Source organism: Streptomyces sp. NPDC101393 (genome assembly GCF_044767385.1).
Lineage (GTDB): Bacteria > Actinomycetota > Actinomycetes > Streptomycetales > Streptomycetaceae > Streptomyces.
Genome location: NZ_JBIWNU010000006.1, coordinates 276,394 through 288,636, shown reverse-complemented (window position 1 = coordinate 288,636; position 12,243 = coordinate 276,394). Strand labels below are relative to the sequence as shown.

The following is a 12,243-nucleotide window of genomic DNA, read 5'->3' as shown; positions in this document are numbered from 1 at the left end:
TCCGTTCTGTGGGCGGACCGCCCCGGGCGGGGCGGTCACGGGGTGGACGCGAGTGCCGGACTCACGCCGGGCCGGGTGAAGCGGCGGTCGCAATAGACCATCGGCTCGGCCGGGCCCACGGACACGGACAGCACCCGGCCGACGAGGATGCTGTGGTCGCCGCCGTCCGCGACGTCGTGGAGCGCGCAGGCGATCCGGGCGGTGGCGTCGCGCAGGCCGGGGAGCCCGGCCTCGCACGGCTCCATGGCGCTGCCGGTGAACTTGTCGTGCCCGGACCGGGCGAAGGCCTTGGCGATGCCGGTGTGCCCCGCGGCGAGCACGTTCACCAGGAACCGGTCGGCCGTGACGAACGCGTCGTGGCAGGACGCGGTTCTCGCCGGGCAGACCAGGACCAGCGGCGGATCCAGCGACAGCGAGCTGAACGAGCTGGCGGTGAAGCCCCAACGCCGCCCGGCCGCGTCCACCGTGGTCACGATGGTGACCGGGGCGGGGACGCGCGCCATGGCTCGGACGAAGTCAGCGGGGTCGACGGTGGGCAACGGGCCTCCTGGGTCACGGGGGTGTGGTGCCGTCACGCGGTGCGGACCACCATGGCGGCATTGAATCCGCCGCGGCCGCGTGCCAGCACCAGCGCGGTCCGCAACCGGTCCGGCCGGCGCACCTCGGTCACGAGGTCGAGGGGGCAGTCCGGCGCCGGTGTGCGGGTGTTGACGGTCGGCGGGATCACCTGATCGCGCAGCGAGAGCAGGGCCGCCGCCAGGTCCAGCGCGGCGCCGCCGGCCGCGAGGCGGCCCGTCATCGTCTTGGGTGCGGTGACGGGTACGCCGTACTCGCCGAAGAGTCCGGCGAGCGCCTGCGCCTCCTCCCGGTCGGCCGTACGGCGGCCCGCCGCGTCGGCGAACACCACGTCGATGTCCCGGGGGGTCAAGGAGGCGTCGGTCAGGGCGAGTTCGGCGGCTGCACGGAGGTTCGGCGCGCCGCCGGTGCCCGGTCGCGGGTCGAAGGTGGCGGCGTAGCCGGCGACAGCGCCGTACACCCGGGCCCCGCGCTCACGGGCGGACGCCGCGTCCTCCAGGACGAGGAGCGCACCGCCCTCGCCCGCGACATGGCCGTCGGCGTCGGCGGAGAAGGGCAGGAAGGCGCGCTCGGGGTCGTCGCTCCGGCTGAGCTCGCCACCGGCCAGGTGTGCGGCCCAGCCCCAGGGGCAGAGGGAGGAGTCCACGCCCCCGGTGACGAGCATCCGCACGCTCTTACGGAGTTGGCGTCGGGCCTGCGCCACGGCGTCCAGTCCGCCGGCCTGATCGGTGACGAGGACTCCGCTGGGGCCGCGCAGACCGTTCCGGATGGAGATCTGACCGCTGTTGACGGCGTAGAACCAGGCGAAGGACTGGTAGGCGCTGACGTATTGGCCGCCCTTGCTCCACAGTGCCTCCAGCTCGCGCTGGCCGAAGTCGAAGCCGCCCGCCGAGCTCGCGGTGATGACGCCGGCGGCGTAGTCGGGCAGCGCGGCGGTGTCCACCCCGGCGTCGGCGAGGGCTTCCTCGGCGGCGGTGAGGGCGAGGCGTGTCATGTGGTCGGTCTGCGGGAGCAGGCGGCTGGGGATGTGGTCCGCGGGGCGGAAGTCGGTCACTTCGCCGGCGAGCTTGGCCGGGTACTGCTCCGCGTCGAAGCGGGTGAGCGGGCGGATGCCGGACTCCCCGCGCAGGACCGCGCCCCACCAGGCCTCGGTCCCCAGACCGTTCGGTGCGGTGACGCCTATGCCGGTGACGACGGGGGCGGCCGCCGTGGTGGCGCTGCCGGTGCTGCGGGCGGCGGTTTCGGTGGTCATGCGGTGTCTCCCAGGCGCGGGCGGGTCAGGACCATGGCGCTCTGGAATCCGCCGAAGCCGCTGCCGACGCTGAGCACGGTGTCGGTGCGCTGCTCGCGCGCGACGAGCGGGGTGTAGTCCAGGTCGCAGTCAGGGTCGGGGGTGTGCAGATTTGCCGTGGGTGGCACGGTGTGGTGTTCGATGGCCAGCGCGCTGGCCGCCACCTCCAGCGAACCGATCGCGCCGAGGGAGTGCCCGATCATCGATTTGATGGAGCTGACGGGAACGTCGTAGGCGTGCGCTCCCAGGCTGCGTTTGAAGGCGGCGCTCTCGTGCCGGTCGTTCTGCTTGGTGCCGGAGCCGTGGGCGTTGATGTAGTGCACGGCGGTGGGGTCGAGCCGGGCCTCGCCGAGGGCGACGGTGATGGCCTCGGCCATCTCCCGGCCGTCGGGGCGCAGACCGGTCATGTGGTAGGCGTTGCAGCGGCTGGCGAACCCGGCTATCTCGGCGTAGACGTGCGCCCCGCGGCGGCGGGCGCTCTGGAGTTCCTCCAGGACCAGGACGGCGGAGCCCTCGCCGAGGACGAAGCCGTTGCGGGTGGCGTCGAAGGGCCGGGAGGCGGTCTCCGGCTCGTCGTTGCGCGGTGACGTGGCCTTGATGGCGTCGAAGCAGGCCACGGTGATCGGGGAGATCGGTGCCTCGGTGGCTCCCGCGACCATCACGTCCGCGCTGCCCTCCCGGACGAGTTCCACGGCGTGGCCGAGGGAGTCCAGGCCGGAGGTGCAGCCGGTGGAGATCATGGAGACGGGGCCCTGGGCGCCGACCCTCCAGGCCACCTCGGCCGCCATGGAGCTGGGCACGAAGTAGTCGAAGAGGTGGGGAACGGCCAGGGTGTGATCGACGTGCCAGGTGCTGCCGCCCTCGCTCACGGTGTTGTACTCGGCGTCCAGTCCCATGGTGCAGCCGACGGCACTGCCCAGGGTGACTCCGGTGCGTGCCGGGTCGAGCGCCGCGAGGTCGATTCCGCTGTCGCGTACCGCCTCATCGGCGCTGACCAGCGCGAACTGGGCGGCCCTGTCCAGGCGTTCGGCGTCCTCCGGCGTGAAGCCGTGGTCGAGCGGGTCGAAGTCGGCCTCAGCGGCGATACGGGACCGGAACGGTGTGGCGTCGAAGAGGCTGATGGCCCGGGTCGCGGTCCTGCCGGAGGTGAGCAGGGACCAGAACTCCTTGGTTCCTGTTGCGCCCGGGGCGACCACGCCGATTCCGGTGATGACGACGCGTCGGCTCATGGGGTGGTGTCCTTCACGGATGAGTGCGTCTGCTGGCGTGTGGTGCGGAGCGCGGGGGCGGCCCTGCCGGGGCCGGGCCGCTTCACGCGACGGCTCCGGCCCGGCGGTTCTCCAGTGCCTTGCGCAGGGAGGCGGTGACGGTCAGCACGTCGGCGTCGCTGAGGTCGGGGTGCAGGGGCAGGCAGAGCGTCCGGTCGGCGGCCCAGTCGGAGGCCGGCAGTTCGGGAGCGGACGGGCCGTATGCCGGGACCCTGTGCAGCGGGGCGTAGCGGAACGTGGTGTAGATCCCGTCGGCCAGCAGGTCGCCCGCCACCTCGTCGCGGACCCCCGGTGCCATCTGCACCCAGTAGAAGTAGTGGGTGGACTCCTGGCCCTCGGGCAGCGGGGGCGGCGTGAGCAGCGTGTCGAGCCCGGCGAGCTCCTGGTCGTAGCGGTCCACGATCTCCTTGCGGCGGGCCACCATCGCGGGGAGCCGGCGGAGCTGGACGGAGCCGATCGCGGCGGTCAGGTCGTTTCCGATGACGCGGCGGCCTGGCTCGGGAATGTCGAGCTCCCACCAGCGTGCCGACACCTTGGCGTGGCCGAAGCCGCTGGGCTGGGCGAGTCCGTGGTAGGCGAGGCGGCGGATACGGGCGGCCTGTTCCGCGTCCCGCACATAGATCATTCCGCCGTCGCCGGTGACGAGGACCTTCATCGCGTCGAAGCTCCACATGGCCAGGTCGCCGAAGGTGCCGACGGCCCGGCCGTCGACGCGGGAGGCCACCGAGCAGGCGGCGTCCTCGACGAGGGCGATGCCCAGTTCGCGGCAGCGCCGGGCGATGCGGACGATCTCGCCGGGGTAGCCGCCGTAGTGGAGGACGACCACCGCTCTGGTCCGCTCGGTGAGCGCCCGCTCGATGTCCTCAAGGGTGGGGTTGAGGGTGCGCGGGTCCACGTCGCAGAAGACCGGACGGCCTCCCGCCGTCGTCACGGCGTTGGCCGCCGCGAGGAAGCTGAGGGAGGGCAGGACGACCTCGTCGCCTTCTTCGAGGTCCAGCGACTCGACGGCCAGGAACAGGCCCGCGGTGCCGGAGTTGATGAAGATGACGTGTTCGGGTGCGACGTCGAGGTGCGCGGCGAAGGCCGCTTCGAAGGCCTTGGTGCGTGGTCCGTGGCCGAGCCAGTGGTCCTGGAACACCTCGGCAACCGCGTCGAGTTCCTCAGCACCCACACAGGGCTGAAAGAGATTGATCATAGCCGCCTCTCCCGTCAGGATTCCGCGAACGAGCTTGAGAAGGACCGCTCGACCCTCGGTCGAAGCCCGATGGGGCCGTGCCGGCGCACGGCGGTGGGACGGCCGCCCCGGCGAGAAGGAGGGCGGCGGGCCCAAGGGCACTTCGAGTGCCGCTCCAGGGCCGGACCGGAGTCTCCGCCTGCGGCATCAGTCGAGACCGTAGAGGAGTTCTCATGCCCGAGCAGGACAAGCGAGTTGCTGTGGTCACCGGTGCCACGAGCGGTATCGGCCTGGAGGTGGCGCGTGTCCTGGCCTCCTCCGGCCACCGGGTGCTGATCGGTGCCCGTGACGCGGACAATGTCGCCGCCACGGTCAAGGAGCTGTCGGCGGAGGGCCTGGAGGTCGACGGGGCCGTCCTCGACGTGCGGTCCAGCGACCTTGTGCAGGCGTGGGTGCAGCGCGCCGTGGACCGTTTCGGCACGATCGACGTGCTGGTCAACAACGCCGGCCGGTCCGGCGGCGGGGTCACCGCGGACCTCGCCGAGGAGCTGTGGCACGACGTGATCGACACCAACCTCAACAGTGTCTTCCGGGTCACCCACGCGGTGCTGAACACCGGCGGGATGCGGCACAAGGACCGCGGCCGGATCATCAACATCGCCTCCACCGCCGGGAAGCAGGGCGTGGTGCTCGGCGCCCCGTACTCGGCGTCCAAGCACGGCGTGGTCGGCTTCACCAAGGCGCTGGGCAACGAACTCGCGCCCACCGGCATCACCGTCAACGCCGTCTGCCCCGGGTATGTGGAGACGCCCATGGCCCAGCGGGTGCGCGCGGGCTACGCGGCCGCGTACGACACCACGGAGGACGCCATCCTGGAGAAGTTCCGGTCCAAGATTCCGCTGGGCCGGTACTCGACTCCGCAGGAGGTCGCCGGGCTCGTCGGCTACCTCGCCTCCGACACCGCCGCCTCCCTCACGTCCCAGGCCCTGAACGTGTGCGGCGGCCTCGGCAACTTCTGATCCAGCGACCTCCGTCAAGACCGGCGCCTATCCGAGGAGTCACAGCATGTCGCAGCCCGGACTGCGGGAAGTGGAGCACGAGATCACGGTCTCGGCCCCCGCCGCCACCGTGTACCAGCTGATCGCGGGAGTCGAGAACTGGCCGCGGATCTTCCCGCCGACCATCTATGTGGAGCGGTCCGCCGAGAGCCCGACCGAGGAGCGGATCCACATCTGGGCGACCGCCAACGGCGAGCCCAAGAACTGGACTTCGCGCCGGACACTGGATCCCGAGCAGCTGCGGATCACCTTTCGCCAGGAGGTCTCCGCCCCGCCCGTCGCCTCGATGGGCGGCACCTGGATCATCGAGCCGCTCTCGGCGGCCGAGTCGCGGGTGCGGCTGACGCACGACTACCGGGCCGTCGACGACGACCCCGAGGGCCTCGAATGGATCGAGGGGGCCGTCGACAAGAACTCCCGCTCGGAGCTCGCGGCCCTGAAGACCAACGTCGAGCACGCGCACGCGACCGAGGACCTGATGTTCTCCTTCGAGGACACCGTTCACGTCGACGGCTCGGCCAAGGATGTCTACGACTTCATCAACGAGGCGCACGTCTGGCACGAGCGGCTCCCGCACGTCTCCTCCGTCCGCCTCACCGAGGACACCCCCGGCCTGCAGGAACTGGAGATGGACACCCGGGCCAAGGACGGGTCGGTGCACACCACGAAGTCCTACCGGGTGACCTTCCCGCACCACAGGATCGCCTACAAGCAGACCACGCTGCCGGCGCTGATGACGCTGCACACCGGGTACTGGACGTTCACCGAGACGGACCGGGGGGCCACCGCCTCCTCCCAGCACACCGTGATCATCAATCCGGGCAACATCGCCAGGATCCTCGGGGCGGACGCGACCGTGGCGGACGCGAAGCAGTACGTCCGGAGCGCGCTGAGCACCAACAGCCTCGCCACCCTCCACCACGCCAAGGACCACGCCGAGGGGCAGGTGGGGGGATGAGCAGGGAAACGCCGCGCGTCTGGTTCGTCACCGGCGCCTCGCGCGGCCTGGGACGCGCCATCGCCGAGGTCGCGCTGGAGGCCGGCGAGACCGTCGTCGCCACGGCCCGCGCGGCCGGCGCCCTGGACGGCCTGGTGGAGCGGTTCGGTGCGCGCGTCCTCCCGATGGCCCTCGATGTCACCGACCGTGCCGCGGTGTTCGCCGCGGTGCGCGAGGCGGCCGCGCGGGCGGGCCGGATCGACGTGGTGCTGAACAACGCCGGGTACGGGCTGGCCGGGGCGGTGGAGGAGGTCGGCGAACAGCAGGTCCGCGACCAGTTCGAGGTGAACCTGTTCGGCGCGCTGTGGGTGACGCAGGCCGTGGTGCCCGTCATGCGGAGCCAGGGCAGCGGCCATCTGCTGCAGATGTCGAGCATCGCCGGTGTCACCACCTACCCCAACCTCGGGATGTACTGCGCGAGCAAGTGGGCGCTGGAGGCCGTCGGCGAGACGCTGGCGCGGGAGGTGGCGGACTTCGGGATCCGGGTGACCCTGGTCGAGGCCGGCGAGTTCCGGACCGAGTGGAGCGCCGGGAGCATGGTGCACGCCACCCCGCACACCGCGTACGACGCGGTGCTGGCCAAGCAGCGCCACGGTCTGTCGGGCGCCTATGCGCACCTCCAGCCCGGCGACCCGCGCAAGGCCGGCGAGGCGCTGCTGAAGCTCGTCGACGCGCCCGAGCCCCCGCTGCGGGTGCTGCTCGGCAACAAGGCCGCGGACCTGGCACCGACTGTGCTGCGGGAGCGGCTCGCCGGCTGGCAGGAGTGGGACTCCCTGGCCCGTACCACGGACTTCCCCGCCGCCACGGCACCCTGAGGCCGCGCCCTCCGGAAGTCCAGGACCGCCCCCCACGATCAGCTCGTGGGGGGCGGTCCTGGTTTCCGGGGGGCGCGGCAGCGGGCCCGGCCGGCGGGCTCAGTCGGCAGGTGACCCGGTGAGCGGCACCGGATCGGCGACCGGGGCCGCGGCCGTCCCGGCCGTCACGCGGCGGGCGCGCGGCCGGGACCAGCGCCGCATGACGGGCAGTTCCACGGTCCGGTAGAGGACCCAGGCGAGAGCGAGGGTGAGGAGGAACCACCCTCCGATGCGGGAGACCGCCTCCACGGCGCCCCACTGGTGGCCGCTGCCGAACTTCGCCGGGCCGGGTCCGGCCACCACCATGTGCAGCATGTAGAAGGCGAACGAGACCTCCCCCAGCCACACCATGGCGCGACCGCCGAGCAGACCGGTCCGGCCGTCGATATCGGCCTGGGCGCCGCTCGCCACGATCAGGCCGAGCGGGACCAGCAGCGGCAGCACCAGTCCGTACGAGGTGGGGACGAAGACGGTCAGGAGGTAGCCGGGGATCAGGGTGAGCGCCGCAACGGCCCGGTTCACCGGGATCCACCGCCCGCTCATCACGATCCGGGCCAGCAGGATGCCGAGCACGAACTCGTACATCCGGTTGACGGGAACGAAGTAGACGAACCAGTACTGCCACCAGCCGTACTTGAGGCCGGGCATGGTCTCCTGGGGCAGCAGGGTCTCCGCGACCAGCGGGACGAGCAGGGCGCCGAGGACGACCGCGCCGGCCCATTTCCACAGATGCTCCGCGCGGATCCTCTTCACCAGCGCCAGCAGCAGCGGGAAGCAGAGGTAGAAGACCAGCTCCACGCCGAGCGACCAGGCCGCGCCGTTGGTGCCGCGGATGACGAGGTATTCCGGGACCCAGGCGTTGACGAGGAACAGGCCCGGCAGCACCTCCCCGGTCGTGACGGCCTGACCGGCCAGCAGCGTCAGCACAAGACCCGCGGTCCAGGTGAGGACGTGCGTCGGATAGATCTTGGCGAGGCGGCGGCGCCAGAACAGCAGCGGGCGGTCGCCGTCCCGCGCGGACCAGGTGAGCACGAAGCCGCTGAGGGTGAAGAAGAACGACACACCGATGGCGCCGAGCGTGCCGGCGTACTTGTCGAAGCCCTCGTTGAACTGCGCATCGGTGAACATCCACGCCGCGGAGACGTGGGAGAAGAAGACCAGCAGCGCCGCGAGGAAGCGCATGCCGGTCAGGGTCGGGAGCGCCGCGGGGCGCTGAGGGGGACTCGGGTCCGGCATGCGTCGGCCTCCGGGAAGATGCGGGCAGGGGTGTCAGGGCCGGGAAGGCGCTATTCCCAATCGGTGGTGATCACGCCGTCCGCGTCATAGGCGCGCATCCGCTGCACCAGCAGCTCCTCCTTGTGCACCTCGTCCAGGCGTGCCATCAGCAGGTCGAGGTCATCGTTGACCGACACATACCGGCCGTGCAGGGCGTCGTAGCGGCCGGAGGCCAGTGCGGTGACGAGCCGGCCGCTGTACTCGGCCGGAGTCCACTCCATGTCGGGGAACTTGGCCGCGAAGGTCTCGGTCAGGCGGGTACGCACCGCCCCGGGGCTGACCGCGAAGGTGCACACGCCGCTGCCCGCCCGCTCCAGGGAGACACCGAGAGTCTCGGTGAGCCGCACCAGCGCGCTCTTGCCGAAGGAGTACGAGGAGAGCGGATAGGGCAGCACACCGCTGTCGCTGCTGAGCGTGATGATCCGGCCGCGGCCCTCGGCGACCATCGCCGGCAGGACGGCGCGGATGCAGACGAGGGGCCCGCGGACATTGACCTCCATGTCGTGCCACCAGGCGTCCAGGTCCGCCTCCCACAGGGGCGGCTCCCCCGGCGTGTAGACCGCCGCGTTGTTGACCAGCAGGCTGACCGGGCCGAAATGGTCCGTCACCTGCGCGACGACCTGCCGGACGGACGCGGCGTCGGTCATGTCGGCCGGGGTCACGAGCACCCGTGCGGCGTGCTCGCCGGCCAGCCGGGCGGTGTGTGCCAGCTCCTCGCGGCTGCGTGCCAGGATCGCCACCCGGGCGCCCGCCGCGGCGAGGGACAGCGCGATCTGCCGCCCGATCCCCCGGCCGCCGCCGGTCACGATCGCCACCTGATCCGTCAGGTTCATGGGTACCTCCACTCGTCGGACAACGGCTCACTGTGGCCGGGCCGCGCCGAGGACCGCTGGAGGATGTCTCGAACCCGTCGGCCTGACGGCCCTCAGACCGCGGCCGGCGTTCCGCGCCCGTCCTGGGGGCGTCCCAGGGAGCCACCGCGCTCCTCCGGCCGGGCGTAGCGCAGCGACTCGGCGACGTCCATGACGTAGCGCCCGTAGCCCGAGGTGCCGAGCCGTTCGCCGAGCCGGTGGCACTGCTGCGCGTCGATGAATCCCATGCGCAGCGCGACCTCCTCGATGCAGGCGATCCGCAGGCCCTGGCGCTGCTCCAGGGTCTGGATGTATTTCCCGGCGTCGAGCAGCGTGTCGTGGGTTCCGGTGTCCAGCCAGGTGAAGCCCCGCCCCAGGTCCACCAGGCGGGCCTCGTCCCGGGCGAGGTAGTGCCGGTTGACGTCGGTGATCTCCAACTCCCCCCGCGCGGACGGGCGCAGGTCGCGGGCGATGGCCACCACGTCGTTGTCGTAGAAGTACAGGCCGGTGATGGCCCGGTTCGAACGGGGCTCGGCCGGCTTCTCCTCCAGGGAGACCAGCCGCCCCTGGGCGTCCGCCTCGCCGACCCCGTAGCGCTCGGGGTCCCGCACCGGGTAGCCGAACAGCAGCGCGCCCTTCTCGTGCGGCATGTGCTGCCGCAGCAGCGGCGAGAAGCCGGGGCCGTGGAAGATGTTGTCGCCCAGGACCAGCGCGACGGAGTCCGTGCCGATGTGGCCGGCGCCGATGGTGAAGGCTTCGGCCAGCCCGCGCGGCTCGGCCTGCTCCGCGTACGACAGGCTGATGCCCAGCGCCTCGCCGTCCCCCAACACCGTGCGGAACAACGGCAGATCACGCGGCGAGGAGATGACGAGGATGTCGCGGATGCCGGCCAGCATGAGGACCGACAGCGGGTAATAGATCATGGGTTTGTCGTAGACGGGCAGGAGCTGTTTGGACACCCCGAGCGTGATGGGGTGCAGCCGGGTGCCGTTCCCCCCGGCGAGAATGATTCCTTTCACGGTCGTCACCTCGTGTAGTCGTCGGCCGCAGGCCGTCAGGAGCCCGTACGCGCTGCAGGCTGGCGGGCCCCGGTCGAACCCGGGTCGAGACGCCCGCCAGGGCACACCCGCGGTGCGCGGAGCGTCGAGCCGCCTTCCAGGCTCCCTGGATCACCCCGGGCCACGGTTGCCCCGTTCCCCGGGATCCGCCCTGCCGGCTTCGTCACGACGAACGAGGAAGTAGCCCTGATGACCAGTTGGCCGACGCCTGGCCCCGATCTGCCCTCCCGAGCGGAGGAGTTCGCCTCGGTCGCGGCCCTCCACGCCGAACAGGCCGACTCCGCAAGGGCGTTGCCGCGTGCCGTGGCGGACGGCGTCGTCGAGGCCGGGTTCGCCCGGCACTTCGTCCCCGCCCGCTGGGGCGGCAGCGCCGGGTCCGTCACGGACCTGCTGCACGCCGTGTCCACCGTCGCGCAGGGCTGCACCTCGGCCGCCTGGTGCGCCTCGGTCCTCGCGGGAGCGGGCCGGATGGGCGCCTACCTTCCCGAGGAGGGGCAGCAGGAGCTCTGGGCGAAGAGCGCGGACACCGCCGTGGTGGGCGCGCTGGTTCCCCGGGGGAGCGCCACCGAGGTCACCGGCGGCTGGCGGGTGACCGGTGAATGGAACTTCACCAGCGCGGTGGCCCTCTCCGACTGGGCGCTGGTCTGTGCGATGGTGCCCCGCGCGAACGGGCGGGAGCCCTGGTTCTTCGCACTGCCCCGCCAGGACTACCGGGTGGCCGACACCTGGACCTCGGTGGGGATGCGCGGCACGGGCAGCGACACCCTGCTGGCGGACAACGTGTTCGTGCCCGGCCACCGCGGTTTCCGCCGGCAGGACATGGCGGACGGGAACAGCGTCGGCTCGGACGCCCGCTGCCACACGGCTCCGCTGCGGCTGCTGAGCGGGCTGCTGTTCGGCGCGCCCGCGCTGGGCGCGGCGCGAGCGGCGCTGCGGGTGTGGGCGGAACACTCCGGTGCCGCCACCGACGACACGAACGTCGCGGCGCGCACCTCGCTGGCCCGTATGGCGATCGGCGTCGACGGTGCCGGGCTGCTGATGGAACGCGCAGCCCGGGTCGCCGACGCCCCGCACGCAGGCCCCCACGAGCTGGTGCGCAGCCCCGCGGACTGTGCACACGCCGTCGATCAACTCGTCGACGTCGTCGAGGAGTTGCTGCGCACCTCGGGCAGTTCGGGCCAGCTCGCCGGACACCCGCTGCAACGCATCTGGCGCGACGTGCACAGTCTGGCCAGCCATGTGGCACTGCGCTTCGGCCCGGTGGGGGCGGCTTACGGCGCCCGGCTGCTGGACCCGTCGGCCTTTCGACGTTTTCCGACCCGGTAACGACATCCATGCCGGTCATCCGGCGCACTGAGGAAAGGCGGTTCGCATGAGCGACACCCCTTCGAGCGGTCCGGCGAACGCGTTCGTCTCCGCCGAGCTGTACACGTTGGTACAGCAGTTCTACGCCCGGCAGATGGGTCTTCTCGACGACGGGCGGCCCGACGACTGGGCCGAGACCTTCACCGAGGACGCGGTCTTCCAGGAAGCCAGCCGGCTGAACGAGCCGCTGCGCGGCCGGGACGCCATCCGGGAGTCCTCCCGTGCGCGCAAGAAGCGCCTGGACGGGGACAAGATCGACTTCCGGCACTGGCTCGGCATGCTCGACGTACTCCCGCAGGACGACGGCTCGTTGCGGACCCGCGCCTATGCGCTGGCCATGCGCGTCCCGCGCGGCGGCGCTCTCGACATCTTCGCCAGCGTGGTGTGCCACGACCGCCTCGTCCAGGTGGACGGGACCTGGCAGGTCCGCCACCGCGACCTGCACCACGACGGCTCCGTCCGCGACTGACCAGGCT

Annotated in this window: 12 protein-coding genes; 5 read left to right on the top strand and 7 right to left on the bottom strand. The window is 71.8% G+C overall.

Annotated features, from left to right (window positions below; genetic code table 11):
• Positions 1–35 precede the first annotated feature (35 nt).
• The 4 genes from ACIRQ7_RS21025 to ACIRQ7_RS21010 form a co-directional block, all read right to left on the bottom strand.
• On the bottom strand, positions 36–539 hold the full coding sequence (locus ACIRQ7_RS21025) for a flavin reductase family protein (protein ID WP_404264281.1): 504 nt from the start codon (positions 537–539) through the stop codon (positions 36–38).
• Between the two features lie 32 nt (positions 540–571).
• On the bottom strand, positions 572–1,828 hold the full coding sequence (locus tag ACIRQ7_RS21020; RefSeq protein ID WP_404264279.1) for a ketosynthase chain-length factor: 1,257 nt from the start codon (positions 1,826–1,828) through the stop codon (positions 572–574).
• Positions 1,825–3,096, bottom strand: a complete 1,272-nt coding sequence (locus ACIRQ7_RS21015; protein WP_404264277.1) for a beta-ketoacyl-[acyl-carrier-protein] synthase family protein — start codon at positions 3,094–3,096, stop codon at positions 1,825–1,827. The genes ACIRQ7_RS21020 and ACIRQ7_RS21015 overlap by 4 nt, the downstream gene beginning before the upstream one ends.
• A gap of 82 nt (positions 3,097–3,178) precedes the next feature.
• Complete coding sequence (locus tag ACIRQ7_RS21010) at positions 3,179–4,330, bottom strand: DegT/DnrJ/EryC1/StrS family aminotransferase (protein ID WP_404264275.1); 1,152 nt, start codon at positions 4,328–4,330, stop codon at positions 3,179–3,181.
• Between the two features lie 212 nt (positions 4,331–4,542).
• Between ACIRQ7_RS21010 and fabG the strand changes: the two genes are divergently transcribed.
• The 3 genes from fabG to ACIRQ7_RS20995 are packed head-to-tail and all read left to right on the top strand — an operon-like array spanning position 4,543 to position 7,179.
• Entirely contained in the window at positions 4,543–5,328 is a 786-nt protein-coding gene (gene fabG, locus ACIRQ7_RS21005; protein ID WP_404264273.1) for a 3-oxoacyl-ACP reductase FabG, read from the top strand.
• A 46-nt stretch (positions 5,329–5,374) separates the two neighbouring features.
• A complete protein-coding gene (locus tag ACIRQ7_RS21000; RefSeq protein WP_404264271.1) occupies positions 5,375–6,325 on the top strand; it encodes an aromatase/cyclase in 951 nt (316 codons plus the stop codon).
• Positions 6,322–7,179, top strand: a complete 858-nt coding sequence (locus ACIRQ7_RS20995; RefSeq protein WP_404264269.1) for an oxidoreductase — start codon at positions 6,322–6,324, stop codon at positions 7,177–7,179. The genes ACIRQ7_RS21000 and ACIRQ7_RS20995 overlap by 4 nt, the downstream gene beginning before the upstream one ends.
• A 99-nt stretch (positions 7,180–7,278) precedes the next feature.
• Here ACIRQ7_RS20995 and ACIRQ7_RS20990 read toward each other — a convergent pair whose 3' ends face one another.
• The 3 genes from ACIRQ7_RS20990 to rfbA form a co-directional block, all read right to left on the bottom strand.
• Positions 7,279–8,454, bottom strand: a complete 1,176-nt coding sequence (locus tag ACIRQ7_RS20990) for an acyltransferase family protein (RefSeq protein WP_404264267.1) — start codon at positions 8,452–8,454, stop codon at positions 7,279–7,281.
• 50 nt (positions 8,455–8,504) lie between these two features.
• Positions 8,505–9,326, bottom strand: coding sequence for an SDR family NAD(P)-dependent oxidoreductase (locus ACIRQ7_RS20985; RefSeq protein ID WP_404264265.1), 822 nt, complete (start codon positions 9,324–9,326; stop codon positions 8,505–8,507).
• Positions 9,327–9,418: 92 nt separating this feature from the next.
• The gene (rfbA, locus tag ACIRQ7_RS20980; RefSeq protein WP_404264263.1) at positions 9,419–10,363 is read right to left on the bottom strand and encodes a glucose-1-phosphate thymidylyltransferase RfbA; all 945 of its coding nucleotides are present in this window, start codon (positions 10,361–10,363) and stop codon (positions 9,419–9,421) included.
• 228 nt (positions 10,364–10,591) lie between these two features.
• On the opposite strand from rfbA, the gene ACIRQ7_RS20975 reads away from it, so the two are divergent.
• Positions 10,592–11,728: an acyl-CoA dehydrogenase family protein gene (locus ACIRQ7_RS20975; protein WP_404264261.1), complete on the top strand. Its 1,137-nt coding sequence runs from the start codon at positions 10,592–10,594 to the stop codon at positions 11,726–11,728.
• Positions 11,729–11,774: 46 nt separating this feature from the next.
• Positions 11,775–12,236: a nuclear transport factor 2 family protein gene (locus tag ACIRQ7_RS20970; protein WP_404264259.1), complete on the top strand. Its 462-nt coding sequence runs from the start codon at positions 11,775–11,777 to the stop codon at positions 12,234–12,236.
• Positions 12,237–12,243: the final 7 nt, after the last annotated feature.